Origin of the sequence: Nonomuraea sp. NPDC049419, assembly GCF_040676995.1 — a bacterium.
Lineage (GTDB): Bacteria > Actinomycetota > Actinomycetes > Streptosporangiales > Streptosporangiaceae > Nonomuraea > Nonomuraea salmonea.
The window spans coordinates 93971-118632 of sequence record NZ_JBFAQB010000024.1; the positions used below are offsets into that span (position 1 = coordinate 93971).

A 24662-nucleotide genomic window follows, 5' to 3' on the forward strand; every position below is an offset into this window, starting at 1 on the left:
GTCGGCCTGACGGTGTGATCGCCTTCGGTGGGGTGCGACATAGTAAGTTCCATTTCCATACTCACTGAGTTTGCATAGGAAACTTACTAGGGTCGCGATCGGGATCGTCAACCGCGGGTCACCAGACGATGTACGGGCTCTCCGCGCCGCCGCTCCACGACACGCTGCCGGTGCGCCGCCAGCGCTGCCGCACGTCCGTCTTCGCCCCCTTGCGCGGGACGCTGATCGTGAACGGGCCGCACGTGGCGACCCCGCCCGCCGGCGCGAGCACACCCGCGCAGATGAACGGCTGCGACAGGTTCGTGTCGGCGTCGGTGTCGTAGAGCTGGACGTGGACGTCGGATCGCGCCGACCCCCTGACCTGGCCCTTCAGATGGATGATGTCGCCGGTCACCGCCATGCACGGCGACATGTCCACCCCGCCGGCCGTCGTGAGCCAGGAGCGGCAGCGCCACTGCGGCGCCGGCGGCTCCGACGGCGGCGCCTCGGTCTCCGGCTCGGTCTCCCGGGGCTTCGGCTTGCTCGACTTCGTCCGTACGGGCTGCGTCGGCGCGGTGGTCGCCGGGCTCGGCGGGGTGGCGGTGACCGTGACGACCACCTTCGGGGTCTCCCGGTGTTTCTCGCGCTTGGCCAGCGACTTCGGCGACGGCGTCGCGATGTCCACCGCCGCGGCCCCCGACGGCGTGGCGGGCGGCGTGGACGGGGTGGACGGCGGCGTCGTGGGAGCGGCCACGGGAGCGGCCTCCTGCCGCCAAGGCGCCGCGACGACCAGCGCCGTCCCGGCCAGCACCACCGCCAGAGCTCCGCTCGCCACAAGCACGCCCCGCTTCCGCGACGGCCGAACGGGGCTCCCCGCGCCTCCGCGACCGGCCCCTCCGCCACCGGCCCCTTGCGGCCAGGTGGACGGCTCAGGCGAGGGCGGCGGTTGCGAAGGCGCCGCCTGGGAGTGGGGCTCCGGGGCGAAGGGAGCGTGGTGACCCGGGGGCAGGGTGCCGGAACCGGGCGGCTGGGAAGCGGAGGTGCTGAACGCGCTGGGAGTCCGGTCGGGGCCGGAGCCCGGGGGCCAAGGCTCGGAGTTGGTGGCGGCTCCGGGGCCGGAGTGCTGCGGGTCGGCGGCGGGCCCCAGTGGGTGGGGGACGGCGGGCCGCGGATCCGGGGTGGGCGAGGGGCCCGGCTGCGACGGGGTGGGGGCCGGCTTGGGTGGGGTGGGGAGGGGCTCTGAGGTGGAGGAAGCGGGGTCGGTGCGGGGGACAGGAGGCAAGGCGGGGACGCCCGTCAGGGCCGGGGCCGCCTGGTGGAGGGAGGCGGCGACGGCTTCGGCGGTCGGGCGGGCGGCCGGGTCCTTGGCGGAGCAGGTCCAGATCAGCGTCCACAGGGCGTCGGGCATGCCGGGGAGACGACGGGGCATGGCCGTGGCGTGCTGGCGGAGGAGCGCCATCGGGTGGTCGCCGGCGAAGGGCGGGCGGCCGGCGAGCAGCTCGTACAGGATGAGGCCGAGCGCGTAGACGTCCACGGCGGCCGTGGCGGCGTCACCCTCGGCGACCTCGGGGGCCAGGTAGGCGGGGGTGCCGATGATCGAGCTGGTGCCGGTCAGGCCGGGTCCGTGCACGATGCGGGCCACGCCGAAGTCGCTCAGCCGCGCCCGCCCGGCGGTGTCGATCAGTACGTTCCCCGGCTTGACGTCCCGGTGCACGACCCCGAGCGCGTGCGCGGCGGCCAGCGCCTCGGCGACCTGCGCCATCAGCCGGGCCGCCTCCGACGGCGGCAGGGTGTCGCGCTGACGCAGCAGGCCGCGCAGGTCGCCGCCCTCGACGAGGTCCATGACCAGGGCGAGCCGGTCGCCTTCGACGACGAAGTCGCGTACCGGCACGATGTGAGGGTGGCGCAGGCTGCGCATGACGTTGCGTTCCTGGACGAAGCGCAGCACCAGGTCCTGGTCGGCGGCCAGGCCGTCGCGCAGCAGCTTGACCGCCACGATCTCGCCGGTGTCGCGCAGGCGCGCCCGCCGGACCGTCCCCATGGCGCCGCCGCCGATCTCCTCCAGCAGCACGTACCGGCTCCCCAGAGACGCCTCGGACTCGTCCTGAGCCATCTGTCGTGATCCCCCTCCGCCGCATTGTGGAGATCAACAATAGCCAGGGCGGGCGGGGCCCGAGCAAGATCACACAACAGCGGTCTGGTATGAGGTGGCGGCGAGCGCCTTGATCTCGCCGGCGTCGGCCGGCAGCAGGAAGCCGGCCGCCACCGCCGCGTCGGTGGCCGCCCCGAACGCCTTGAGGTAGCCGGCCGCCCCGCCCGGATAGAGCGTCTCGAGGGTCGCCGCGTCGAACGGCACGGTCTCGCCGAAGAGCCGCTCGATGAGCCCGTCGTTCGGGCTGATGCCGGTCAGGACGGCGGTGGGCGCGTCCATCCAGGGGGTGCGCACGCCGCCGAGCGCGTTGCCGAACGCGTCCCTGGCCAGCGCGGCCGACGCTCCGGGCCGCAGCTCAAGGCGGGGGGCGTGCGGCGGGGGCGTGCCGTCGCGCACCCAGCGGGCGAGGTGGTGGACGGCGGCGTTGGCCACGTAATGGTGCTGCGGCGCCGCGTTCACGGTGTGACCGAAGTCGAACCCGGCCGCCCGCCGGCGCGGAGCGAGCGCGGCGGCCAGCCGGGCCGGGTCGAGGCGGGTCATGTCGTGCGCGGCGCCGGCCTCGGCGTAGGTGTCGGCGTGGGCGGCGCCGGCGATCTCCCACACGCGCAGGGCAGGCCCGTCGGGACGCCTGGCCGCCCGGTAGCCGAGGGTGACCACGTCCGTCTCGGTGAGCAGCGCCAGCACCGGTACGCGCGGGTCGTCGCGGAACGGCACAGGCGTCGGGTCGAACGCGGGCGGATCGGGCAGGACGAGCGGCGCTGCGGCGCCCATGCGGCTGTGGATCAGGAACCCGTCGTAGACCTGGGCGAGGGGGTCGATCGCGTTGACGTAGGTGGTGAGCCGGTGCGCACCCAGCGACATTCCCGCCGCGACCAGCCGCGCTCCCGGGAACAGCTCGGCGATCGCCCGCCCGGCCTGGGAGAAGATGTCGTACGAGAAGTCGTCGCCCGGGTGCTGCAGCGTGCCGTACCGGGCGGGGTCCCATGCCTGGAGACCGCCGGGTGCGGGGCCCTCGGGCGGCAGGGCGCTGCCGGTCACCCCGGCGCACTGGGCCGAGACGCCGACCCAGGCGTAGCCGTCGCGTACCAGCTCGGTGTGCGTGTAGACCCACTCGACGCCCGCGTCCATGTACGCCGAGACGTTGAACCACTCCACGATCACCACGCCGTTGAACCCCCGCTCGGGGGCCCGGGTGAGCAGGCGCGTGACGTACGGGGCGCGCGCCCGCACGCCGGCCCCGCCCTCCAGGTAGGCGGCGGCGGTGCCGCTGATCACGTACTCCTCCTCGACGTGGCGGCCGGGCACGTCGCCGGGACGGGCGGCGTCGAAGGGCCGGCCGCGCCCGCCGTGGCAGGGGCGCAGGTCGGGCAGGGGAGTGGGCATGGGGGCATCCTTCCCGTCGGGTAGTCGTGTCAGCCTGCCCTTGACAAGCCGGGCTGTCAAGCTTGGGCTGACAGGCTGCCATGGGATGATCCTGCCGTGACACGCAGCAGACGCACCCGTCCCGTGGGCGCGGCCGACGGCCTGCCGACCCGCTGCTCGTTCTGCGGCAAGCCGTACGCCGAGGCCGCCCGCGTCGTCGCGGGCCCCGGCGTCTACATCTGCGACGCCTGCGTGGACCTCGCCGCCCAGATCATCGCCGGCACCCCGCCCACCTCCGGCGACGCTCCCCAGCCGGTGCACCGCGGGCCCGACCCCCGCACCGACGCCTACCTGACCACCATGTCCGACGACGACATGCTGGCCATGCTGCCCCGCCAGGCCCTCACCGTGGAGCAGGCGGAACGCGACCTGCGCGCCTGGGTGCGGCTGCTGCGCGAGCGCGGGGTGACGTGGGCCAGGATCGGCGAGGCGCTGGGGGTGTCACGGCAGGCCGCGTGGGACCGGTTCGCGGCCGACGTCGCCGGCGCGCTCGACGACGAACGCACCGGCTGACCGCCCACCTACTCCGCGAAGGACGACCATGACCACCGCACCGCAGATCGGCGTGCACGCGCTCGGGGGACCCACCGCGATCCTGGAGGTGGGGGGGCTGCGCCTGCTCACCGACCCGACGTTCGACCCGGCCGGCTCGTACGAGGTCGCGCCAGGGCGCGTCCTCACCAAGACCGCGCCCGCCGTGCTGGGCCCGTCCGAGGTCGGGCCGATCGACGCCGTGCTGCTCTCCCACGACCAGCACAAGGACAACCTCGACGACGGCGGGCGCGACTACCTCGGCGAGGTCCCGATCGTGCTCACGACGGCGAGCGCGGCCGGGCGGCTGGGCGGGACGACCTGCGCCGTGCCCGTCTGGGAGCACGTCGGCCTGCCCCGCCCCGGCGGCGGGACGCTGCGGGTCACCCGGGTGCCTGCCCTGCACGGGCCCGAGGGCAGCGAGCCCGTCGTGGGAGAGGTCGCCGGGTTCGTGCTGTCGGGCGACGGGGTGCCGACCGTGTACGTCAGCGGAGACAACGCCTCACTCGACCTGGTCGCCGAGATCGCCGGACGCTTCGCCGTGGATGTGGCCGTGCTGTTCGCCGGCGCGGCCAGAACCGCCCTCATGGACGGCGCCAACCTCACCCTGACCAGCGCCCAGGCCGCCGAGGCCGCCCGCATCCTGGACGCCTCGCACGTCGTGCCACTGCACTTCGAGGGCTGGGGCCACTTCACCCAGGGCCCCGAAACCCTCACCGCCGCCTTCGCCGCCGCCGGCCTCACCGACCGCCTCACCTTGCTGCGCGCCGGCACCCACACCACCCTGGCCCTCACCCCACACTGACACCACCACGACCGCCTCGCGCCGCCGCCCGGCCGGTCGGCCGGCGCCGCCCGGTCCGCCCGTCGGCCCGTGCCGCTCCCACCCTGCCCCCACCCTGCCGCCTCGCGGGCACCGGGCTGGGGTCGTTCCGGGGTGGGGCGTCAGAGCGCGCGGGGGTTAGGAGGCGGGCGTTAGGAGGCAGGGGTTTCGGCGGTGGCTACGAGGGTGGCGCGGGCGAGGGTGTGGCCGGCCATGGTGAAGCCGAGATAGGCCGGGGTCGCCTCGGCGGGCACCCCGATGTCCTCGACGTCGAGGGCGTGGACGGTGATGAAGTAGCGGTGCTCGCCGTGCCCGGCGGGCGGGGCCGCGCCGATGTAGCGGGGCAGGCGGGCGTCGTTCGGGATCTGCACAGCGCCGGCGGGCAGGCCGGAGCCGGTGTCGTCGCCCGCGCCCTCCGGCAGCGAGGCGGTGGTGGCGGGGAGGTTGGCGACGGCCCAGTGCCAGAATCCTGACCCGGTGGGGGCGTCGGGGTCGTACACGGTGACCGCGTAGCTCCGGGTGCCCTCGGGGGCGCCGCTCCACGACAACTGCGGCGAGGCGTCGCTGCCGCCCATCTGGGGCGGGGGCAGCGGCTTGCCGTCCTCCACGCTGGTGCTGGTCAGCGTGAAGGACGGCACCTCGGGCAGGCGGGCGAACGGGTTGTTGCTCATGAACGGATCTCCTGTCTCGGGGACATGCGGCACAAGGACGCCGCGATCGACCACTCTACACAAAATCGATTATTTGGCTAGGATGTGACTTATGGCTAGTGAATCGATCGAAGGGTCACCGTCCGAGCGCATGTACGCGGCGCTGCGGGCCGCCGTGCTGCACGGTGAGTTCGCGCCCCGGCAGCCGCTCAAGCCGCAGGAACTGGCCACCCGCCACGGCGTCAGTCTCGCCGTCGCCAGGGAGGCGCTGTTGCGGCTCGTGGGGGAGGGGCTGGCGGAACGGCTCCCGAACCGTGGCTTCGCCGTGCCCGACACCGGGGCGGCGCGGTGGCGGCAGATCGCCGAGGCCAGGGCGTTGACCGAGCCGGCCATGCTGCGGCTGGCCATCGAGCGCGGTGACCTGGAGTGGGAGGCGCGCGTACGGGCCGCCCATCACCGCCTCGCCGGCACCCCGCCGTATGAGGACGATCGCGACGCCCCGTACGGCGAGGCATGGGCGGAGGCGCACCGCCGCTTCCATCGCGCACTGCTCGAAGGCTGCGGCAACGACGTGCTGCTGGACGGCTTCGACCGGCTCTGGACCGCAGGCGAACTGGCCCGCCGCTGGTCCGGCGCCGCCACCCCCGACCGGGACGCCGACGCCGAGCACCGCGCCCTGGAGGAAGCGGCCTTGTCCCGCGACCCCGACGAAGCGGCAACCCTGCTCCGTCACCACATCCTCCGCACCATCGACGCCCTGGCCCGCATGCCTGGAGGCACGTCCAAGCGCCGCGGGGTCAGGTGTTGAGCAGGCGTTCGCTCAGGTCCCAGAGGCGGCGGGCCGAGTCCGGGTCGAGGGCGTGGGGGACGACGTAGGAGCGGATGTTGTCGTCGGCACCGAAGTTGATGTCAGTCGGTTCGTCCACCGGTGAGATGTCGTTGTCCTTCAGGTAGACGCCGCCGATGTCGTCGAGCAGCGGGCTGGTCGCCGCGAAGACGCTGGTCGAGGCCCCCTGCTGCGGGGTCTTCAGCTCGCGGTCGGGGTCGTGTACCGGCCGGCCGGACTCGTCGATGATGCCCATGGCCCGCAGTTCGGCGTCGCTCAGCCACTGCCGGCGCTCCTCGCCGACGGCCAGGTGCGGCCCGAGGTCGGTGCCGTGGACGATGCCGGGGTGCACGGCGTACCCGCGGATGCCGTCGGCTTTCCATCGGCGGTCCAGTTCGACGGCGAACAGCACGTTGGCCGTCTTGGACTGGCCGTAGCCGAGCATGCCCTCGTACCCGGTGGTGAAGTGGGGGTCGTCCCACCGGATGTCGGAGAGCCGGTGCCCGCCGGAGGTCACGTTCACGACGCGGGCGCCGTGCGCGGCGCGCAGGGCGGGCAGCAGGCCGAGCGTGAGCTGGAAGTGGCCGAGGTGGTTGGTGGCGAACTGGGACTCGTACCCGCGCGCGTCCCTGACCAGCGGCCCGGACATGATGCCGGCGTTGTTGATCAGGATGTGCAGCGGACGCCCCGACGCGAGGTAGCGGGCGGCGAAGGCGCCGATCGAGGCGGGGTCGAGCAGGTCGAGCCGGTCGACCTCGACCCGCTCGACGCCCTCCAGCGCAGGCGCCGCACGCTCAGGGCTGCGCGCGCCCACGAGGACCGACGCGCCCGCCCTGCTCAGCGCCCGCGTGGTCTCCAGGCCGATGCCGTTGTGGCCGCCGGTGACGATGACGTGCTTACCAGAGAGGTCGATGCCCTTGAGCACATCGTCGGCGGTGGAGGCGGCGGTGAATCCGGACCCGATGGGGTGGTGTCTGTCGTTCATGCCTCTCACTCTGGCCGCCGCCGTCCGTACGCTGAATAATTGACAGTCCGGATTTTCTGCTCGATAGTACGCCCATGCGCGGTGACCAGCTCTCGGAAGTGTTCGAACTCGTCGAGGTGCGCGGCCAGATGACGGGCGCGTTCGAGGTGTACGGCCCCTGGCGGTCGCAGCACGAGATCGGCGACCCGCTGAAGCTCATCGCGATGGTCCACGGGCACGGGCGGCTGCTCACCGACGGCCTCGACACGCCGATCGAGCTCGGGCCGGGCGAGGTCGCCATCCTGAACGGGCGCTCGTGGCTGCACATCGAGGGCGGCACCGGCGACGGGCCGGTGTGCGAGTTCCTGCCGGGGCCCGGCTACAACTCCTACGGCCACGACGACGGCGACGGCCCGCCCGACGTCGTCGTGGGCGGCCACATCGAGGTCAACCACGTCGGGCGGACGCTGCTCGCCCAGGCGCTGCCGCCCGTGGGGCACGTACGCGCCGCCGAGGCCTCCGCCCTGCACCGCAACCTGCGCCTGCTGGCCGAGGAGGCGGGCGCGGGCCGGGTGGGGTCGGCGTTCGCGATCCGCCAGTACGCCCAGCTCCTGGTGCTCGAGCTGCTGCGCGCCTACGTCGACCAGGCTGATCTGCCCCCTGGCTGGCTGCGGGTGATGACCGACGAACGCCTGAGCCCCGCGCTCACCCTCATGCACGGCGAGCCCGGCCGGCCCTGGAGCCTGGAGGAACTGGCCAGGGCCGCCGCGATGTCGCGCACCTCGTTCGCCGAACGCTTCAGGACGCTGGCGGGGGTGCCGCCGCTGACGTACCTCGGCCGGTGGCGGATGCTGCTGGCGCGGCGAGCCCTGCGGGACGGCGACGTGCGCGTCGGGTCGCTGGCCGCCGAGCTGGGCTACGGGTCGGAGAGCGCGTTCAGCACCGCGTTCAAGCGCGAGGTGGGCATGTCGCCCCTGCGCTACCGCTCTCGCGCCCGCCAGGCGGGCGAGCCCCACCCCGCCGCGGCACCCGCCTGAAACGCGACCGGACCGCCCGCACGCCGGCACCCCTGAGCCCGGCGCGGTCTCCCCGGGCGGGTCAGGCGGTCTTGATGACGCCGCCGTCGATGATGTGATCGGCGCCGGTGACGCTGGCCGCGTGGGGTGAGGCCAGCCACGCCACCAGCGAGGCGACCTCCTCGGGCTCGATGAGCCGGCCGGTCGTCACGCCGGTGGCCGCCGGCAGGCCGGCGAGGAACTGCTCCAGCTCCACGCCGTGCATCCCGGCCAGCAGAGCGCCGTATCCGCCCGACTCCTCCCACATCGCGGTGCGGACGGCGCCGGGGGAGATCGTGTTGACCCGCACCCCCTGAGGCCCGACCTCCTCCGACAGCGCCTTGCCGAACACGGTCAGCGCCGCCTTGGCCGTCGCGTACGGCATCGGCCCGCCGCTCGGCATCCGCGCTGAGATGGAGGAGATGTTGACCACGCCGCCGCGCCGCCGCAGCAGGCTGGGCAGGGCGGCGCGGGTGGCGCGGATGGCGCTGAAAAGGTTCAGCTCGTAGGTGCGCTGCCAGAGGTCATCGCTCATGTCCGCGAACGGGCCGGCGACCTCGGGGGTCGCGTCGCCGCCGCCGACGTTGTTGACCAGCAGGTCGATCTCGCCCAGCTCGGCGAGCGCCTGCGCGATCAGCTCGCCGGGCCCTTCGGGGGTGGCCAGGTCGGCCGGCACCGTGACCGCGCCGGTCTCCTTGAGCTGAGGGGTGATCGTACGCGCCGCCGCGACGACCCGCATGCCCTCGGCCGTCAGCGTCCGCACGATCGCCAGGCCGAGGCCCTTGCTCGCGCCCGTGACCACGGCCGTCCTGTCACTGAGCTGCAGATCCATGTCATCTCCACGTGCTAGTCGCATCAATATCGTTGCGATAACCATAGAACTTGCACAGATCTGTTGCAAGTTCGCGCGTAAGCGGATCGGTCACGTATCCTTCGGGGCGTGAGTGGGACGACCCGGGCGTTGCGTTCCGACGCCGAGCGCACGGTGCGCACGATCCTGGAGGCCGCGGAGCGGGTGTTCGCCGCGGATCCGGCGGCGAGCATGGAGCAGGTCGCCGAGGCGGCCGGGGTGGCGCGCACGACCGTCCACCGCCGCTTCGCCTCCCGCGAGGCGCTGCTGGAGGCGCTGGCCGCGGTGGCGGCCCGCGAGTTCGGCGCGGCCGTGGACGCCGCACACCCCGAGACCACCCCGCCGCTGATCGCGCTCTACCAGGTCGCGGTCAACGTGCTGCGGGTCAAACGGCAGTGGCCGTTCGCGCTCGAGCTCGACAGGCCCGGCGACAGCGAGCCCGCCTGGGCGCACGCCGAGGTGGAGCTGCGCTGCGACCGCCTGCTGCAGCGGGCCAAGGACGACGGCGTGCTGCGCGCCGACGCGGACCTGGCCTGGGCCAAGTGGGTCTATTACGCGCTGATCGGGGTGGCGGCGCAGATGCGCGAGTGCGAGATCGACGCCGCCGCCACCCGCGTGGTCGACACCCTGCTGTGCGGTGTCGGCACCGGCCAGGGCCTGACGCGCAAGGGGACCGACGTCAGCTGAGCTCCATGACGTCCGTCCTCAGGCGGGCGGCGATCACCGCCAGGAGCGCGACGGCGGCCACGGCGAAGACGGCGTTGCCCACCAGGTCGGCCGCCGGCGCCACCGGTACGGCCGGCGGCTGCAGGAAACCGTGCCAGGCGTACGTGAGCATGCTCCCCGCCCCCAGCGCGAACGTCTGGCGCAGGCCCCAGCCCGGCCGGCGCGACCAGCGGACCACCAGGACGCAGACGACGGCGTACACCGCCAGGTTGATCACCACCGTCGGCCACGCGCCGAGCGTCCCGGAGGCCAGGTTCGCCAGCCAGAACACCGCCCCCGCCGCCATCGAGCAGCCGAGCACCGGCCACGGCCCGGGTGCCTGGCCCGCGTCCGTCCGTGCCGTCCTGCGGCGCAGCGCCACGAACGCGAGCAGCGCCACCGCCACCAGCACGCCCACGACCTGCGCGACCGACGGCACGTACGCCCCCGGATCGAACGCGGAGGCCATCACCGCGCCCAGCACGAACAGCACCCCCGCCACCACCAGGCCGGGCACGCGCAGCCACGGCTCCGACGCCCTGGCGGGCACCAGCGCCTCCATGACCGCGATCGGGGCGCAGACGCTGCCCGCGACGTGCACGCCGCCGAGCACGAAGCCGGCCCACCAGGCGCTCATCTCGACCCCGGGCAGCCACGCCTGAGCCGTCAGGTCCATCCCCGCGAAGCTCGGGGCGAACAGCGAGCGGGTGACCAGGCCCTCCTCGATCAGCGCGTACGCCAGCGCCAGCAGGACGATGCCCGGCCAGCCCGCGCCCGAGCGCCTGGCCAGTTCGCGGATGAGCAGGGCGCCGCCGCCGTACAGCGGGGCCAGCGCCACGAGCGCCGGCAGCATGGTGATGGGCAGGTTGCCCAGCAGGAACTCGCCGGCCAGCGGCGAGAGGAAGAAGAGCCCGATGGCGGGCGCGACACGTTTGAGCATGTCTCCAGCCTCGCGAGCGCCGGATCGGGCCGGTAGTGACGATCGTCAGGGGTTGTCGCGGTCGTCAGAGCCAGCCTCTGGCTTCCGCGGCACGCGTCGCCTCGGCCCGGTTGCGCGCGCCCAGCTTGCCGATCGCCGACGACAGGTAGTTGCGTACGGTGCCGTCGGACAGGTAGAGGCGTCCCGCGATGTCGGCGATGGTGCCGCCCTCGGCGGCGGCGCGCAGCACGTCCCGTTCGCGGCTGGTGAGCGGGTTCGCGCCGATGGACAGGCTGGCGGCGGCGAGCCCGCGGTCGAAGACCTGGCCACCAGCGTGCACCAGGCGTACCGCGTCGGCCAGCTCACCGGCTCGGGCGTCCTTGAGCACGTACCCGGCCACGCCCGCGTCCTTCGCCCGCCGCAGATACCCGGGCCGGCCGAACGTGGTCAGAATGATCACCTTGACGCCGTCCAGCAGCCCCGCCGCGGTCAGCCCGTCGAGCCCCGGCATCTCGATGTCGAGCAGCACCACGTCAGGCCGGCACCGCTCCACCGCCCCGGCGACCTCGTCCCCCCGGCTGACCTGCCCGACCACCTCGATCCCTTCCTCCAGCCCCAGCAACGCCGCCAGCGCCTCCCTGACCAGATGCTGATCGTCGGCCAGCAGCACACTAATCACGGCGACCCCCTGAAGGCGAAGTGAGCGACACGCCGCCGGACGGCGGAACGTGGATCATGACGGATCTCCGGGAGCGGTGCGGGCCGGCGGCTGGACCCGCCCCCCACGGGACGCGCGGATCACGACAGGTCCGCTGGGCAGGCGCGGGCCAGTGGCGCGGTGCCGGGCACCGGGATGCGCGCGCTGAGCAGGAAGCCGCCCTCCTCCGCAGGGCCGCTGGTGAGGGTGCCGCCCGCGACCTCGATGCGCTCGGCGAGGCCGCGCAGGCCGTTGCCGCCGCATCCGTCATCCGCGGCTTCCGATCCCCGGCCGTCGTCACGCACCTCCGCGTACGCCTGCCCGTCCGCCACGCCGAGCCTGATACGGCAGGTACGGGCGCCGCTGTGCCGGACGACGTTCGTCGTGCCCTCCCTGACCACCCAGGCCAGCAAGGGTTCCGCGGCCGGGGGGAGCGGCCCGGCCGCCACCTCAAGCCGGACACCGGCGGTGCCGAGCGCGCGGCGCGCGCCGTCCAGCTCGTCGGGCAGCGACAGCTCCCGGTAGCCCGAGATCGCCTCGCGCACCTCGGCGAGCGCCTGCCTGGACAGCTCCTCCACCTGCTCCATCTCGGCTCTGGCCCGTGCCGGGTCGGCGCCGGCCAGCCGGGCGGCGAGCTGGCTCTTCACCGTCATGACCGCCAGACTGTGGCCGAGAAGATCGTGCATGTCGCGGGCGAACCGCAGCCGCTCGTTGTCCACCGCCAGCCGTTCCACCTTGACGTTGGCCTCGCTCAGCGCCCGGTTGGCGGCGTTCAGCCGGAGAAAAGCGCGAATCGCCGCGGTGAACACCGCCGCCTGCAGCGGGATCCACCACAGCTCCGCCGGGGACTCGCCGAGCAGCGGCAGAGCGGCCGTGCCCGCCGCGATCGTCGCGCCCGCCGCCAGCGGCAGGGCCCGCTCGTGCAGCGCCGTGGCGACCGCCGTGATGAGGAAGAACGAGGTCGCGAACACCCACATCACGCCCAGCGCCGGAGCCGTCGCCGCCGCGACCGCGTACAGCAGGATCAGCGCGTACGGGGTGGCGTTGCGATGCGGCCGCTCCAGCGCCGTCCACGCGACCCGCAGATAGAGCCCGGCGAATCCCACCACCCCCGCCACCACCGCCACGATCCCGGCAGGGGACGGCCCCGAGGCGAGGAACCCGGGAATCGGCCACACCAGGACGACGAGATAAACGGAGGTCCAGAACCGGGCCTTCATGCCAGCCACCCTAACCAGCAGCCCACCCGTAGGAACCTGACGAATGTCACAAAGCCCTGAATGGGGTGGATGTACTGCTGCGGCCGACGGTATCGGTACGGCGATCCTGCCCTGCTCAGAAAGTGGCCGGACTCGGTGGGATCGCGAGTCCGGCCGCCGCGTCGTCAGTTGACGCAGTCCTGGCGGTCGAGGGCCAGCACCAGCTGGCGCACCTTGCCCTTGGACTGCAGGAACGCGTAGTAGGCCCGCGGGTTGCCGGGGACCGTCACGAACCGGAACCCGCTCGGGGCCGTCCTCAGCCCCGGGTACGCCCTCTTGACCTGCATCATCGTGGAGCCGAGTCCGATGCCGCGCGGCGTGCGCATGCCTTTACGCGCCAGGATCACGGCCACGCCGACCCGCTTCGAGACGTAGACGCCCACGTTGTTCCGTCCGGTCGGGGACGCCCGCAGGTCATAGCCCGCGCAGCCGAACGCCCCCGCCCGCCGCTTGATCACGATCTTCCCCGTGGCCCTGGCCTTCGCCGCGCTCATGCCGAGCTTGACCGTGCCGTATCCGTACGGGCCCAGGGTGGGCCCGGCGGTCTCGGCGAGCGCGGGCGAGGCGGTGAGCAGCAGCGCGCCCCCGGCCAGCACAGCGGTGATCGTCTTCTTCATGGCCTCTCCCCCGTACTTCGGTGTCCTGCTTCCTTCGTGTCGTGTCGTTCGCAGGACATTCGTACGGGAGGTCCGCGTTGGATGACGGGGCCGCCGGGAAAAGGAGATGCTCCGGAGGAGATTTGTCGGTGGCGTTGGGCAGAGTGACCGCATGACCGAGTCACCAGCCGGCATCGCCATGTCCAACCCCGCCGCCCCCACCTCAGCCCCCACCTCAGCGAACGTCACCGCCGTCACCCCCGTCGCTCCCGAAGCGAGCCACGGCCCGCCGGACCTCGCCACCCCGGCCGGCGCCGATCAGTCGCTCGTCTGCACCGTCTGCCGCGGAGTCCTGGTGGGGGTGCCGGCCGGCGCCTACACGGTGGCGCGCGGACGCCTGATCCTCGCCAACGGCTACTGCAAGGGCAGGTGCGCCCCCTCCAACCGCGCGGACGGCGGCAACCCCGGGCAGGCCGGCGCTTCTGGGCAAGGTGGTGAGTCCGGCCAGGCCGGCGGTCCTGGGCTGGGTGGTGCACCCTGACGGAGTCTTCGCGGCCTCAGTCGTTCTGCCGTTCGTGCGGGTCGCTGGCACCGGTCGCGGTATGAGCGGCTGGCAGGTCGTAGCCCTCCTTGCGCAGGGCCCGCCGGTAGGTGGCGTCGATGGCCCGCCGGAGCAGCCGCGCGAAGACGGCGAGCAGCTTCGCGAGGCCGCGCAGGGCGGGTGTCTTCGCGGCGAGTTGCCGCGTCGTCGAGGCCATCAGCTCGGTGCGGGTGGCGTCGTCGGCATGTGCGGACGCGTCCCAGATGTCGGCGTCGGCCAGAGCCTGGTTGTGGCGTACCTCGGCCTGTTCCACGGTGACGACGAGGGCGAGCTGGGGCACGGCGCTGCCCTGTGCCATGCCTGCCAGCAGGTCCGGGTCGTCAGTCGGTACGGCGGTGCCGTTGAGATGCAGGACGTCGGTGCTCCCCGGCACCAGCGCGGCTGCCGAGATCCGGCCGTCGGTGAGGAGGTTGCGGGAGGTGTCCGCGCGCTTGTTGCCCCGGCGGTCGGGGATGGCGAGCGTGTGCCCGTCCACTACTCGTACGAATCCGGGCACGTCGCCGCGCGGGCTCGTGTCACTACTCCCGTTGCCGTCCCAGGAGGACAGGACAAGGAACGGCGTCGCCGCCAGCACCTCACGAACGCCGGGCTCTGACAACGGGCCGCCGTGACCTTCGGCATCCGCAGGCGGCTGCCCTGGGGCTCCTGCCTGGGCTGGTGGCCGGAGGTGATCGCCCAGGGCCTCTGGCGGTCGGTCAGCCGCCGGATGACCGGGAGCGTCCTTGCCCGGCGGCGGTGGGTCGTCGGTGGTGATCGCGGTCGCCCTCAGCCCGGCGGAGGTGGTGAGCCGCTGCTGGCCCGAGGGGCTCCACAAGCGGGAGCGGAGGATCGCGCGGGCGCAGTGCACATATGCCTGTTCGATGGTGATGGCCAGATGGCCGGGTGTTCGGTCGGCGACCGTGCCGTTCACGCGCAGGGTCTCGCCTACTCCGGGCATCAGGAAGACGAAGGAGACGGGCCCTGTCACGTCCAGGTCTGTGGCGATGGCCAGGCGGGTGGGTGATTCGGGCCGGGCGAAGCCGGGCGAGCCGCCGATCACCGTCGTCCGGGGGCGGCCGTCGGCGTCGAGGTGGCCGAAGCCGGCGAGTGAGGCGACGGCCAGCATGTCGCGGCAGGCGTCGTCCAGTTCGGCGAGTTCCTTCATCCGTACCATCGCGGACGGGCGTCCGATGATCGCTTCGAGTTGCTCGGCCGTCGTGATCCGGTTCTTGACGGTGGCCGTCTTTCGGGCGGTGGGAGGCATGGCGTTGCTCGTCATGAGAGACCTCAGGGGTCGGGATGGACAGGACGATGTGGAGTCACGCTGTCCGGGCGTGGGGCAGCACGACAGCGGCCCCATCTCCCATGGGGCGCGCCATGCGCTCACGCCGGCGGATCTGGTCAGGGCAGCGCGGTAGCAGTGGGGCCGGTGGAGGTGATCGTCAGCGGCGTCGTCCGGGCTCGGGGACGCCGGTGGGGGTGATCGTCAGCGGCGTCGTCCGGGCTCGGGGGACGATTCGGCGGGCGAGGCCGCTTCGGCTGGGGTGTCGAAGAGGGCTTTGAGGGCTTCGACGTGGCCGGCGTAGGCGCGGCGGCCCTCCGGCGTGAGGCGCACCCAGGTGCGGACCCGGCCCCGGCCGGTCGGTTTCGAGATCGTCAGATAGCCGGCCTCCTGCAGCACCTTGAGATGCTTGCTGAGCACCGAGTCGGCCACGCCGAGGACGTCGCGCAGCATCCCGAACTCGGCGCTGGACGACGCGGCGAGGAGGGCGCAGATGCGCAGGCGGTTGGGGGCGTGCACGATCTCGTCGAACCGCCCGGTCATGCGCCCGCCCTGAGGCCCGCGCGAAGCTCGGCGTCGAACCGCCGGCACAGCACGAGGGTGCCGGCCAACTCGATCACGGCCAGGCACCACACGAGCCACTGCAGGCCGGTCACCGCCCCGGCCGCGAGCGCTCCGACGAACGTCAGGCCGGTGAGCACGCCCAGCATGCCGAGCCACCGGCCGGCGGGCCCGGCTTCGAAGCCGGACACCCAGACACCGGTCAGCCGGCGATAAGCGCGGGCCAGCAGGGCGCTGCACGCGATCAGCAGCAGGAAACCGCCGATCTTGACGAAGACGTCGCCGAGCCCGAGCGCGAGCACGCATCCGCCCAGCAGCGCCGCGAAGCCGGGGTGATACCACCACGGCGTGACCAGCCGATCGGCCAGCGCCGCACGCACGCTCGCAATGGCGGCCAAGCCGTCGGCACTATGACTTTCCATAGCGGAAAGTCAATCACTTTCCAACGGGGAAAGTCAACGCACGGGCTTCGAGGCGGTGTTGAGGTCACGGTCCGGCTCAGAAGCAGCCGCCCTCCCCAGGCAGGGGCGGGGAGAGCCCCGGCTTCTGGCTTTCGCCAGGGGGAGGGCCCTCGCCCTGTGGCTCGGCTGAAGTGGGAAAGCAGCGTCGCGTGCCCGTGCCAAGGGGAGCCTCCTCTCAGGTGGAGGAGGCTCCCTTGGGGCGATCGGAGGTCAGGCGGAGTCGAGGACTTCGCGGAGCCGGACGGCGAAGGCGTCGGGCTGCCCGGCGTAGCCGAACTCGTCGTCCAGGAAGCCGCCGTGGTGGCTGGGGAAGACGGTGGCCTTCTGGCCCAGGAGGGTGGCGAGGGCTTCGGCGGTGCGGGCGGTGAGGATGCCGGTCGACTCCTCGCCGACCGCGATCACCACGCGGGTGGGGGCGGCGAGGAGGGCGGCGGTGTCGGGCCGGTAGTCGCTGACCGCCCATGAGCGGTCCGACAGGAGCGGGTCGTCGCGGGAGCCGTCGTCCTCCGTCGGCATGCCGTACGTGGCGGGGTCGGGCGCGGGCTGGGCGAAGTAGTCGTCGGTGAACTCGCCCTGCCACGACGTCATCCCCATGAAGGCCACCATGCCGGCGCCCCAGCCCTTGCCGTCGTACGCCTCCTTGACCCCGGCGCGGGCGCGCAGGGCGGCCTCGGCGTCGGGCAGCAGCGGCAGGACCGGCGGCTCGTGCGCCACCAGGGTGTGCACGTCGCCGGGGTGGGCGGCCACCAGGGCCAGCGCGGTCACCGCGCCGCCGCTGCTGGCGAACATGTCCACCGGGCCGCCGACGGCCTCGATGATCGCGTGGACGTCGCCCGCCTGCGTCTGCGGGGTGTGGTCGTCGCGGCCGTCCTTGCGGACGCTGCGGCCGAGGCCGCGCGGGTCGTAGGTGATCACCGTGCGGTCGGTGAAGCGCGCGGCGAGCGCCTTGAACCCACTGGCGTCCATCGGCTGGCCGATCATGAACAGCGGCCGGTGCCCGCCCTCGGCCGGCAACGGGCCGTGGACGTCGTAGGCCAGATCGACTTCATCAGTCTTGAGCAGGTGTGTCGTCATACCCATGAAGACCTCCACTGTTCGAAGAACTCATCGGTGCCGGGCGGCCGAATTCACCCAGCGTACGGGATGCCCGTTGATACCGGTCTCCGCTTGGCGTACGGTGCGGCGATGGACGTGATCGGCTGGTTGCTCGACTCCGACCCCGCCATCCGCTGGCAGGTGCTGCGCGACCTCACCGGCGCCGCGCCGGAAGAGGTCGCCGCCGAGCGGGAACGCGTGGCGACAGAAGGCTGGGGGGCCAGGCTGCTGGCCCTGCAGGGCGCCGACGGGATGTGGGACGGCGGCGCCTGCTTCCCCAAGGACTACGCCGGCGGCGAGCCGGGTCAGCCCTGGACGACGACCATGCACACCCTGCAGACCCTGCAGATCTTCGGGCTTGACCCCAAGTCGCCGCAGGCCAGGCAGGCGGTCGCGCTGGCCGGTGAGCACGGCCGGTGGGAGCACGCCGGGCAGCGCTACTTCGACGGCGAGGTCGAACCGTGCATCAACGGCAGGACGGTCGAGGCCGGCGCCTACTTCGGGGTGGACGTCTCGGCGATCGTCGCGCGGCTGCTGGACGAGCGCCTGGAGGACGGTGGCTGGAACTGCGAGGCGGAGAACGGCTCCGTGCGCTCGTCCTTCCACACCACGCTCAGCGTGCTGGACGGCCTGCTCGAGTTCGAGCGCGCGACCGACGACGGGAAGGTGCGGGAGGCGCGGCGCGCGGGGGAGGAGTTCCTGCTGGAGCGCGGCCTGTTCCGGCGCAGGAGCACCGGCGAGGTGGCCGACCCGGCGTTCCTGGAGTTCGCCTTCCCCTACTACTGGCGGCACGACGTGCTGCGCGCGCTCGACTACTTCCGCCGGTCGGGGGCGGCGCCGGACCCCCGGATGGCGGAGGCCGTGGAGATCGTCGGGGCGAAGCGGCAGCCCGACGGCCGCTGGCCGCTCGACCGGGTCCATCCGGGACGTGTGCACTTCGCGTACGAGGAGGGCGTCGGGCGGCCGAGCCGCTGGAACACCCTGCGCGCGCTCCGGGTGCTCGCCTGGTGGCAGAGCTGAGGACCGCGCCCGCACAAAAGCACCGCACAAGAGCACCGCACAAAAGCACCGCCAAAAGCGCCGCACGAAGGCGAAAGCGCAACACGAACGCCTCGCGTGAACGCGGTGCCGGCGGCGACGTGCGCTGCTAGCGTCAGGAAGCGATCTTCATAGTCGCCGGGGAAAGGACAGCCGTTGTTCCGCCGCCTCCTCGTCCTGCTCACCACCGCCGCCACCCTCTTATCCCTGACGACGGCGCCCGCCCACGCGGCCGTCGCCACCGAAGCCGTCTTCAACGACCCGGTCAGCGCCCCTGCCGCCATCCAGGACCGGATCGTGCAGCTCATCGAGGGCGCCGACCCCGGCTCCACGATCCGCGTGTCGCTGTACTACGCCACCGACGCCACCATCCCCAACGCCCTGATCGCGGCCAAGAACGCCGGCCGTAACGTCCAGGTCGTCTTCGACAAGAAGATGGCGGGCACGGCCATCCAGGCCGCGCTGGCGGGAGCGCTCGGCACCGACACCGGCCAGAGCTCGTGGGTGCTGGTGTGCCCGAGCGGCCGTGGCTGCATCGGCGACCGCCCGCTGTACGGGTCGGAGTCGCTGAACCACAACAAGTTCTTCCTGTTCTCCCGCACCGGCGGCACCGACAACGTCGTGGTGCAGTCGTCGGCCAACCTGCACACCGGCCGCGACGGCTTCAAAGGCTGGAACTCCGCCCTGGTGCTGGCCGGCAACGCCGGCATCTACAACGCCTACGCCGCCTACTTCACCGACCTGAAGAACCGCCGGGTCGACAACAACTACTACGACACCCGCACGCCGGTCACCTCGGGCGCCGCCAAGGTGCACTTCTACCCGCGCCAGGAGGGCGACGGCAGCCCCACCGACCCGGCCGAGGACACCCTGACCACGGTGCTCGACCACGTGGCGTGCACCGGCAACAGCGAGGTCGGCACGGTGGACGGCACCCACCGCACGATCGTGCGGGTCGCGATGGGCATCTTCAGCCGTACGCACCTGGCGCAGAAACTGCTCGCCCTCGACAGGGCGGGCTGCTACGTCGAGGTGGCGGTCAACTACAACAAGGACAGCGCCTCCGAGGTGTCCTCGATGAACGAGCTGGTCAAGACGACGGGCGCGTACAACGGGATCAACGTCCGCTATTACTGCACCGCCGACCCGATCTGGATCCACTCCAAGTACCTGCTCGTGGAGGGCAAGTACTACGGCGTGCCGGACCGGAAGATCGTCTGGACCGGCAGCCACAACTGGAGCTGGAACTCCCTGCGCCAGGCCGACGAGGCGCTGCTGCAGCTGGAGGACAACACGATCTTCGACCGGTTCCGGTCGAACTACTACGCCGTACGCGTCGGCAGCGGCATCCGCTCGGCCGGGAACGGCACCGCCGCCCGCTGCTGACCGGCGACGAGGGCAGCCTGGCCCGCGGGCCGGGCGAGCCTGCGCAGCGCGTCGAACAGGTCGTGGACGTCGTCCGCCCGCCCCTCGCCGGCGAGGCGGACGCCGTCCACGAGCAGCTCGGGGAAGCAGCAGCCGGTCATCGTGCCGTCGGCGCCGCGGCCCAGCTCCAGGTCGGGGAACAGGCAACCGTTGCCGCACGGGAGGGAGAGGCGCGACATCTCACCCGCCGCCTCCGCCGCGCGCTGATCTTCTCCAGGCCCGGCCAGCCCTCGTGCTTGAGCATCACCAACGCCGGCGCCTCCACGGCGATGCGCCGCGGCACGGCGGGCGACATGACGACGGAGAACGTCAGCGGGTGGTCCTGCACGACGATCGGCACACCGGGGCCTGACCCGCGAAGCGGGGCGCGGACACCCCGGCGACCAGCGGCAGCGCCGTGCCATCCAGCACGGTCGCTCCCTTCCCATCGGATACCCGTGTACCGATCATGCTTGATGACAGGATGGACGCGATGGAGACAGAGAAGGACGCCGAACGCGAGCTGGTGTCGGAGATGGCGGCCGTCGCGGCCGAGTTGCTCGACGGGCTGCCCCAGGAGCTGGCCGCCCGGGCGATGCTGGCCCCGTTCGGCGACCAGGACGTGGAGGAGGAGCGCGTCCGCTGGTTCTACACGCCGACCGACCACGGCGGCGTGCCGCTGAACGAGCTGGACCCCCGGCGGCAGCGCCTGGTCATGCGGCTGCTCGCGACCGGCCTGAGCCGGCCCGCGTACGTCACGGCCTGCACCGTGATCGGCCTGGAGAACGTGCTCGACGCGGTGGAGGGCTGGGGCACCGACTGGGGCAGGGAGCGGGGCCGCGACCCCGGCCTGTACTGGGTGCGCGTCTTCGGCCGGCCGGGCGAGCGCGTGTGGGGCTGGCGGGTGGGCGGCCACCACCTGTCGGTGAACGTGCTGATCCACGACGGCACGGTCGCCGCCGCGACCCCGTCGTTTTTGGGCGCCGACCCCGCCACGGCGCCGCTGCCCGGCGGCACGCTGCGCCCGCTCGGCGGTACGGAGGACCTCGCCCGCGACCTCATGACCTGCCTGGGCCGCGAGGAGCGGGCGCGGGCCCTGCTGCACCCGCGCGCGATCTCCGACATCGTCTCGGGCAACCGCGCCCGCGTCCGCCCTGGCGACCGCATGATCCGCGTCCCCGAGCTGTTCCGCGGCCCCTTGCGGGAGCCGCGGCTGGCCGCGCAGGCCGCCAGGATCGACGAGATCGCCGAGCGCGGCTCCGGCTACACCGAGGAGGATCACGCGGCGATGGCGCTCACCCGCGAGCCGCGCGGGCTGCCCGCCGCCGATCTGACCGCCGGTCAGCGCGAAGTGCTGCGCGCCCTGCTCGACGCCTACACCGGCCGCGCACCCGAGCCGGTGGCGGCGGCGTACCGGCGCCACTACCTCGCCGACGACCACCTCGACCAGGTGCACTTCGGCTGGGCGGGCGCCGTCGAGCCGGGGCAGCCGCACTACTACCGGCTGTCGGGGCCGCGCCTGCTCATCGAGTACGACAACACGCAGCGCGGCGCGAACCACGCGCACTCGGTGTGGCGCGACCCGGACGGCGACTTCGGGCTCGACCTGCTCGCCGCGCACCGGTCCGGCCTGCCGCACCAGCACCAGCCCTAGGGTCAGGACAGGCGGCGCAAGCGGCCGGTGGCCAGGGCCATGGCGGCCTCGTGCACGTCGGCATGGATGTTGAGGATGTCCCACACTCCGGTGAGCTGCAGCATCCGGGCGGGCAGGTCCTGCACGGCGGCCAGGTGCAGGGTCCCGCCCTCCTGGCGCACGTCGGCGTGCACGCGCAGCAGCACGTGCAGGCCCGTGCTGTCCATGAAGGTCAGCCCGTCCAGGTCGAGGATGAGCGGCCGGCCGGGCATGCGCTCACGGCCGGCGAACGACTCCAGGCGGTCGGCGTTGGTGGCGTCCAGCTCGCCGGACACGGCGATGAGCACGCCGAAGGTCGAGGGCCGGCGGTGGACGGTGAGAGGAGACACCTCGGTCTCGCGAGCGGTGTTCAGCGGACCGGGGGACGAGCGTGAGCGGCGAACACGGCAGGAGACCTCCAAGAGAACACGGCACTGACGCGGCGGCTGCCGCCTGTGTCTAAGACGCTACGGCCGAACCTGGTTACAGGAAAGGCTTTTCGTCATAAGATCTTTGCCACAAGGGTTCTCGTACCGCCCCCACCCAGGCGGAGAGATCGCAGGAGAGGCATTGAGCGCCGCGGACAACCGGCGGTCCACCTGGACGTTCCTCACGCACCACGCCCGCGTGCTGGTGGAGATCTCCCGCGACCCCGAGCTGCGGCTCAGGGACATCGCCGAGCGGATCGGCATCACCGAGCGCGCCGTCCAGAACATCGTCTCCGACCTCTATGAGGCCGGCTACGTGCAGCGCGAGCGCATCGGCCGGCGCAACCACTACCGGCTCAACCTGGAGCAGCACTTCCGCTACCCGACCGAGGCCGGCCTGCCCGTCCGCCTGCTCATCGACATCCTCATGGATCACGACCTGAGCAAACCCGAGGGTTGACCCTGACCCTGCGTCAACCCTGCACCATGGTCGCCACCACGACCACGATCAGGGGGCGCCATGGGATTCGATCATGCGTACTGGCAGGACCGGCTCGACACGCTGCGCGCCCGCCACCACGTGCCGGGTGCGACGCTCGCAGTGCTGGCCGACGGCGAGCTGCACGAGCTGGCGAGCGGCGTGCTGCACCGGGGGACCGGCGTGGCGGCGACCGCCGACTCGGTGTTCCAGGCCGGCTCCATCGCCAAGGTCTACACCGCGACGCTGGTGCTGCAGCTCGCCGACGCCGGGCTGCTGAGCCTGGACACGAGGGTGGCCGACGTGCTGCCCGGCTTCGCCGTCGCCGACCCGGACGTCACGCGCGGCGTGACGATCGGGCAGCTGCTCACCCACACCAGCGGCATCGCCGGCGACTTCACGCTCGACACCGGCCGCGGCGACGACTGCCTCGCCCGTTACGCGGCGGCCTGCGCGGAGGCGGGCCAGGACTGCCCGCCCGGCACCGTCATCTCCTACAGCAGCACCGGGTACGCCCTCCTCGGCCGCGTCGTCGAGGTGCTCACCGGCCGGACCTGGGACGCGGCCCTGCGCGAGCGGGTGCTGGAGCCGCTCGGCCTGGAGCACACGATGACGCTGCCGGAGGAGGCGCTGCGCTTCCGTAGCGCGATGAGCCATCTCGGCGAGCCGGGCGCCTGGCCGGAGCCCGCGCCGGTGTGGGACCTGCTGCCCCGCTCGGCGGGGCCGTCGGGGCGCGTCCTCGCCACCGCCGGCGACCTCGTCCGGTTCGCGCGGGCCCACCTCGACGGCGGTACGCCCGTGCTGTCGGCCGGATCCGCCGCCCTCATGCGCAGCCGGGCCGTCGAGTGCCTGGACACGTGGTCGTTCATGGCCGACGCCTGGGGGCACGGGTGGGCGCTGTACGACTGGGACGGCGTCACCGGCTTCGGCCACGACGGGGCGGCGCTCGGCCAGTTCTCCTACCTGCGGGTGGTGCCCGGCAGCGGAGTCGCCGCCGCGCTGCTGACGAACGGGGGCCTGGCGGGCGAGCTGTTCGCCGGCCTGTTCCAGGAACTGCTCGGCGAGCTGGCGGGGGTGCGGATGCCCGGCCTGTTCGCGCCCGATCCGCACCCGGCCGAGATCGAGGTGGGGCCGCTGACCGGCACGTACGAGCGGGCCGGCGTGCGCATCACGATCACCGAGCGGGACGGACGGCCGCGCGTGCGCTGGCTGCTCACCGGCGGCAACGCCGGCTTCGCCGCGCCGATCGAGGCCGACCTGGTGCCGGTGTCGGACAGCGTGCTCGCCATGCCGGGGCTCGGGCCGGTCGCCGTGCCTTGGCTGCCGCTGGTGTTCGGCACCCTGCCCGACGGCACCCCGTACGTCTACACCGGCATGCGGGCGGCCCGCAAAGTCGGGTGATGGGAGACTGGCCGGGTGCTGACCATCGGTGAGCTGGCCTCGTACGCGGGGGTGACCGTGCGGGCCGTGCGCCACTACCACGCCAAGGGCCTGCTGCCGGAGCCGCGCCGCGACCGCTCCGGCTACCGCAGGTACGACGCCGCCGCCGTGGTCGAGCTGATCAGGATCAGGACGCTGGCCGAGGCGGGGGTGCCGCTGGCCCGCGTCCGCGAGCTGCTGCGGGCTGGCGACGAGGAGTTCGCGGCGGCGGTCGCCGACATCGACCGGCAGCTGCGTGCCGAGATCAGGCAGCGGCAGCGGCACCGCGAGCGGATCGCGCGGCTCGCGGCGGGCGACAGCCTGGCGCTGCCGGCCGGCGTGGTGGCCGTCCTCGACCGGTTGCGGGCGCTCGGCGTGGACGAGCGGATCGTGCAGGTCGAGCGCGACGGGTGGATCCTGCTGGCCGCGCACTCACCGGAACGGGTCGAGCGGTGGATGGCGCGCAAGCACGAGCAGCTCGCCGATCCCCGGCTCATCGGCTTCTACCTCGCCCTGGGCCGGGCGCTCGATCACACCGGCGACGATCCCCGGCTGGTCGCGGTGGCCGACGAGCTGGCCGGGTTCATCGCCGAGCTGGCCGACGAGCAGGGGGCCGAGCATCTGGGTGAGGGCGGGCTCGAACCGCAGCTCGTCCATCTGATGGACACGCTGGCCTTCGACGCGGCGCCGCCCGCCCGCCGGCTGATCGAGCTGCTCAAGCGGCGTGGCTGGACCGGCTGGACCCGCCTGGAACGGGTGAACCCATCCGGAGGCGACACCCCGGGCTGAGCGGCCTCCCCTGGCCGCGTGCCCCGT

Annotated in this window: 27 protein-coding genes; 12 read left to right on the plus strand and 15 right to left on the minus strand. The window is 73.0% G+C overall.

The window, feature by feature from the left end; all coding sequences use genetic code 11:
• Positions 1–118: 118 nt before the first annotated feature.
• Both AB0K12_RS42115 and AB0K12_RS42120 read right to left on the minus strand, forming a co-directional pair.
• Positions 119–2092 (minus strand): protein kinase, encoded by a 1974-nt coding sequence (locus AB0K12_RS42115; RefSeq protein WP_364573782.1) that lies wholly within the window; start codon positions 2090–2092, stop codon positions 119–121.
• Between the two features lie 69 nt (positions 2093–2161).
• Positions 2162–3514, minus strand: coding sequence for an alpha/beta hydrolase domain-containing protein (locus AB0K12_RS42120; RefSeq protein ID WP_364573784.1), 1353 nt, complete (start codon positions 3512–3514; stop codon positions 2162–2164).
• Positions 3515–3610: 96 nt separating this feature from the next.
• Between AB0K12_RS42120 and AB0K12_RS42125 the strand changes: the two genes are divergently transcribed.
• Both AB0K12_RS42125 and AB0K12_RS42130 read left to right on the plus strand, forming a co-directional pair.
• The gene (locus tag AB0K12_RS42125; RefSeq protein WP_364573786.1) at positions 3611–4066 is read left to right on the plus strand and encodes a ClpX C4-type zinc finger protein; all 456 of its coding nucleotides are present in this window, start codon (positions 3611–3613) and stop codon (positions 4064–4066) included.
• Positions 4067–4094: 28 nt separating this feature from the next.
• Positions 4095–4889, plus strand: a complete 795-nt coding sequence (locus tag AB0K12_RS42130; protein ID WP_364573788.1) for an MBL fold metallo-hydrolase — start codon at positions 4095–4097, stop codon at positions 4887–4889.
• A gap of 170 nt (positions 4890–5059) precedes the next feature.
• On the opposite strand, the gene AB0K12_RS42135 is transcribed toward AB0K12_RS42130, so the two are convergent.
• The gene (locus AB0K12_RS42135; protein ID WP_364573790.1) at positions 5060–5578 is read right to left on the minus strand and encodes a YbhB/YbcL family Raf kinase inhibitor-like protein; all 519 of its coding nucleotides are present in this window, start codon (positions 5576–5578) and stop codon (positions 5060–5062) included.
• 91 nt (positions 5579–5669) lie between these two features.
• Between AB0K12_RS42135 and AB0K12_RS42140 the strand changes: the two genes are divergently transcribed.
• Entirely contained in the window at positions 5670–6365 is a 696-nt protein-coding gene (locus AB0K12_RS42140) for a GntR family transcriptional regulator (protein WP_364573792.1), read from the plus strand.
• On the opposite strand, the gene AB0K12_RS42145 is transcribed toward AB0K12_RS42140, so the two are convergent.
• On the minus strand, positions 6355–7368 hold the full coding sequence (locus tag AB0K12_RS42145) for an SDR family NAD(P)-dependent oxidoreductase (RefSeq protein WP_364573794.1): 1014 nt from the start codon (positions 7366–7368) through the stop codon (positions 6355–6357). The genes AB0K12_RS42140 and AB0K12_RS42145 overlap by 11 nt on opposite strands.
• Before the next feature lie 74 nt (positions 7369–7442).
• Between AB0K12_RS42145 and AB0K12_RS42150 the strand changes: the two genes are divergently transcribed.
• Positions 7443–8384, plus strand: a complete 942-nt coding sequence (locus AB0K12_RS42150) for an AraC family transcriptional regulator (RefSeq protein WP_364573796.1) — start codon at positions 7443–7445, stop codon at positions 8382–8384.
• Between the two features lie 61 nt (positions 8385–8445).
• Here the strand turns inward: AB0K12_RS42150 and AB0K12_RS42155 are convergent, their stop codons facing one another.
• Positions 8446–9234, minus strand: a complete 789-nt coding sequence (locus AB0K12_RS42155; protein WP_364573798.1) for an oxidoreductase — start codon at positions 9232–9234, stop codon at positions 8446–8448.
• Between the two features lie 108 nt (positions 9235–9342).
• On the opposite strand from AB0K12_RS42155, the gene AB0K12_RS42160 reads away from it, so the two are divergent.
• Positions 9343–9939 carry a helix-turn-helix domain-containing protein gene (locus AB0K12_RS42160; RefSeq protein WP_364573800.1) on the plus strand — a complete coding sequence of 199 codons (597 nt, stop codon included), beginning with the start codon at positions 9343–9345 and terminating at the stop codon, positions 9937–9939.
• Here the strand turns inward: AB0K12_RS42160 and AB0K12_RS42165 are convergent.
• The 4 genes from AB0K12_RS42165 to AB0K12_RS42180 form a co-directional block, all read right to left on the minus strand.
• Positions 9932–10897, minus strand: coding sequence for a hypothetical protein (locus AB0K12_RS42165; RefSeq protein WP_364573802.1), 966 nt, complete (start codon positions 10895–10897; stop codon positions 9932–9934). The genes AB0K12_RS42160 and AB0K12_RS42165 overlap by 8 nt on opposite strands.
• Before the next feature lie 64 nt (positions 10898–10961).
• Positions 10962–11555 carry a response regulator transcription factor gene (locus AB0K12_RS42170; RefSeq protein ID WP_364573804.1) on the minus strand — a complete coding sequence of 198 codons (594 nt, stop codon included), beginning with the start codon at positions 11553–11555 and terminating at the stop codon, positions 10962–10964.
• A 119-nt stretch (positions 11556–11674) separates the two neighbouring features.
• A complete protein-coding gene (locus AB0K12_RS42175; protein ID WP_364573807.1) occupies positions 11675–12793 on the minus strand; it encodes a sensor histidine kinase in 1119 nt (372 codons plus the stop codon).
• Positions 12794–12957: 164 nt separating this feature from the next.
• On the minus strand, positions 12958–13449 hold the full coding sequence (locus AB0K12_RS42180; protein ID WP_364573809.1) for a hypothetical protein: 492 nt from the start codon (positions 13447–13449) through the stop codon (positions 12958–12960).
• Between the two features lie 151 nt (positions 13450–13600).
• On the opposite strand from AB0K12_RS42180, the gene AB0K12_RS42185 reads away from it, so the two are divergent.
• The gene (locus AB0K12_RS42185; RefSeq protein WP_364573811.1) at positions 13601–13969 is read left to right on the plus strand and encodes a hypothetical protein; all 369 of its coding nucleotides are present in this window, start codon (positions 13601–13603) and stop codon (positions 13967–13969) included.
• A gap of 16 nt (positions 13970–13985) precedes the next feature.
• On the opposite strand, the gene AB0K12_RS42190 is transcribed toward AB0K12_RS42185, so the two are convergent.
• From AB0K12_RS42190 to AB0K12_RS42205, 4 genes are all read right to left on the minus strand, one after another.
• Positions 13986–15287 (minus strand): pyridoxamine 5'-phosphate oxidase family protein, encoded by a 1302-nt coding sequence (locus AB0K12_RS42190; RefSeq protein ID WP_364573813.1) that lies wholly within the window; start codon positions 15285–15287, stop codon positions 13986–13988.
• A gap of 207 nt (positions 15288–15494) precedes the next feature.
• Entirely contained in the window at positions 15495–15833 is a 339-nt protein-coding gene (locus tag AB0K12_RS42195) for a transcriptional regulator (RefSeq protein ID WP_364573815.1), read from the minus strand.
• Positions 15830–16249: a hypothetical protein gene (locus AB0K12_RS42200; RefSeq protein WP_364573817.1), complete on the minus strand. Its 420-nt coding sequence runs from the start codon at positions 16247–16249 to the stop codon at positions 15830–15832. Before AB0K12_RS42200 ends, AB0K12_RS42195 begins: the two co-directional genes overlap by 4 nt.
• Before the next feature lie 273 nt (positions 16250–16522).
• Positions 16523–17392 carry an alpha/beta hydrolase gene (locus AB0K12_RS42205; RefSeq protein ID WP_364573819.1) on the minus strand — a complete coding sequence of 290 codons (870 nt, stop codon included), beginning with the start codon at positions 17390–17392 and terminating at the stop codon, positions 16523–16525.
• A gap of 105 nt (positions 17393–17497) precedes the next feature.
• Between AB0K12_RS42205 and AB0K12_RS42210 the strand changes: the two genes are divergently transcribed.
• Together AB0K12_RS42210 and AB0K12_RS42215 are read left to right on the plus strand one after the other, a co-directional pair.
• Entirely contained in the window at positions 17498–18427 is a 930-nt protein-coding gene (locus AB0K12_RS42210) for a squalene cyclase (protein WP_364573821.1), read from the plus strand.
• A gap of 174 nt (positions 18428–18601) precedes the next feature.
• Positions 18602–19831, plus strand: coding sequence for a phospholipase D-like domain-containing protein (locus tag AB0K12_RS42215; protein WP_364573823.1), 1230 nt, complete (start codon positions 18602–18604; stop codon positions 19829–19831).
• On the opposite strand, the gene AB0K12_RS42220 is transcribed toward AB0K12_RS42215, so the two are convergent.
• Entirely contained in the window at positions 19768–20049 is a 282-nt protein-coding gene (locus AB0K12_RS42220; protein WP_364573825.1) for a hypothetical protein, read from the minus strand. The genes AB0K12_RS42215 and AB0K12_RS42220 overlap by 64 nt on opposite strands.
• Before the next feature lie 293 nt (positions 20050–20342).
• On the opposite strand from AB0K12_RS42220, the gene AB0K12_RS42225 reads away from it, so the two are divergent.
• Positions 20343–21503: a DUF3500 domain-containing protein gene (locus AB0K12_RS42225; protein WP_364573827.1), complete on the plus strand. Its 1161-nt coding sequence runs from the start codon at positions 20343–20345 to the stop codon at positions 21501–21503.
• 2 nt (positions 21504–21505) lie between these two features.
• Here AB0K12_RS42225 and AB0K12_RS42230 read toward each other — a convergent pair whose 3' ends face one another.
• Positions 21506–21871 carry an STAS domain-containing protein gene (locus tag AB0K12_RS42230; protein ID WP_364573829.1) on the minus strand — a complete coding sequence of 122 codons (366 nt, stop codon included), beginning with the start codon at positions 21869–21871 and terminating at the stop codon, positions 21506–21508.
• Positions 21872–22091: 220 nt separating this feature from the next.
• On the opposite strand from AB0K12_RS42230, the gene AB0K12_RS42235 reads away from it, so the two are divergent.
• From AB0K12_RS42235 to AB0K12_RS42245, 3 genes are read left to right on the plus strand one after another with little or no spacing between them, the layout of a single operon-like run.
• A complete protein-coding gene (locus AB0K12_RS42235) occupies positions 22092–22409 on the plus strand; it encodes a winged helix-turn-helix domain-containing protein (protein WP_364573831.1) in 318 nt (105 codons plus the stop codon).
• A 60-nt stretch (positions 22410–22469) separates the two neighbouring features.
• Complete coding sequence (locus tag AB0K12_RS42240) at positions 22470–23828, plus strand: serine hydrolase domain-containing protein (protein ID WP_364573833.1); 1359 nt, start codon at positions 22470–22472, stop codon at positions 23826–23828.
• 15 nt (positions 23829–23843) lie between these two features.
• The gene (locus tag AB0K12_RS42245) at positions 23844–24635 is read left to right on the plus strand and encodes a MerR family transcriptional regulator (RefSeq protein WP_364573835.1); all 792 of its coding nucleotides are present in this window, start codon (positions 23844–23846) and stop codon (positions 24633–24635) included.
• The last annotated feature ends 27 nt before the right edge of the window (positions 24636–24662 follow it).

Coding starts and splice junctions, on each gene's coding strand:
- AB0K12_RS42115 (WP_364573782.1), bottom strand. CDS start 2,092: ATGGCTCAGGACGAGTCCGAGGCGTCTCTGGGGAGCCGGTACGTGCTG.
- AB0K12_RS42120 (WP_364573784.1), bottom strand. CDS start 3,514: ATGCCCACTCCCCTGCCCGACCTGCGCCCCTGCCACGGCGGGCGCGGC.
- AB0K12_RS42130 (WP_364573788.1), top strand. CDS start 4,095: ATGACCACCGCACCGCAGATCGGCGTGCACGCGCTCGGGGGACCCACC.
- AB0K12_RS42135 (WP_364573790.1), bottom strand. CDS start 5,578: ATGAGCAACAACCCGTTCGCCCGCCTGCCCGAGGTGCCGTCCTTCACG.
- AB0K12_RS42140 (WP_364573792.1), top strand. CDS start 5,670: ATGGCTAGTGAATCGATCGAAGGGTCACCGTCCGAGCGCATGTACGCG.
- AB0K12_RS42145 (WP_364573794.1), bottom strand. CDS start 7,368: ATGAACGACAGACACCACCCCATCGGGTCCGGATTCACCGCCGCCTCC.
- AB0K12_RS42150 (WP_364573796.1), top strand. CDS start 7,443: ATGCGCGGTGACCAGCTCTCGGAAGTGTTCGAACTCGTCGAGGTGCGC.
- AB0K12_RS42155 (WP_364573798.1), bottom strand. CDS start 9,234: ATGGATCTGCAGCTCAGTGACAGGACGGCCGTGGTCACGGGCGCGAGC.
- AB0K12_RS42165 (WP_364573802.1), bottom strand. CDS start 10,897: ATGCTCAAACGTGTCGCGCCCGCCATCGGGCTCTTCTTCCTCTCGCCG.
- AB0K12_RS42175 (WP_364573807.1), bottom strand. CDS start 12,793: ATGAAGGCCCGGTTCTGGACCTCCGTTTATCTCGTCGTCCTGGTGTGG.
- AB0K12_RS42180 (WP_364573809.1), bottom strand. CDS start 13,449: ATGAAGAAGACGATCACCGCTGTGCTGGCCGGGGGCGCGCTGCTGCTC.
- AB0K12_RS42185 (WP_364573811.1), top strand. CDS start 13,601: ATGACCGAGTCACCAGCCGGCATCGCCATGTCCAACCCCGCCGCCCCC.
- AB0K12_RS42190 (WP_364573813.1), bottom strand. CDS start 15,287: ATGACGAGCAACGCCATGCCTCCCACCGCCCGAAAGACGGCCACCGTC.
- AB0K12_RS42195 (WP_364573815.1), bottom strand. CDS start 15,833: ATGACCGGGCGGTTCGACGAGATCGTGCACGCCCCCAACCGCCTGCGC.
- AB0K12_RS42205 (WP_364573819.1), bottom strand. CDS start 17,392: ATGGGTATGACGACACACCTGCTCAAGACTGATGAAGTCGATCTGGCC.
- AB0K12_RS42210 (WP_364573821.1), top strand. CDS start 17,498: ATGGACGTGATCGGCTGGTTGCTCGACTCCGACCCCGCCATCCGCTGG.
- AB0K12_RS42220 (WP_364573825.1), bottom strand. CDS start 20,049: ATGTCGCGCCTCTCCCTCCCGTGCGGCAACGGTTGCCTGTTCCCCGAC.
- AB0K12_RS42225 (WP_364573827.1), top strand. CDS start 20,343: ATGGAGACAGAGAAGGACGCCGAACGCGAGCTGGTGTCGGAGATGGCG.
- AB0K12_RS42240 (WP_364573833.1), top strand. CDS start 22,470: ATGGGATTCGATCATGCGTACTGGCAGGACCGGCTCGACACGCTGCGC.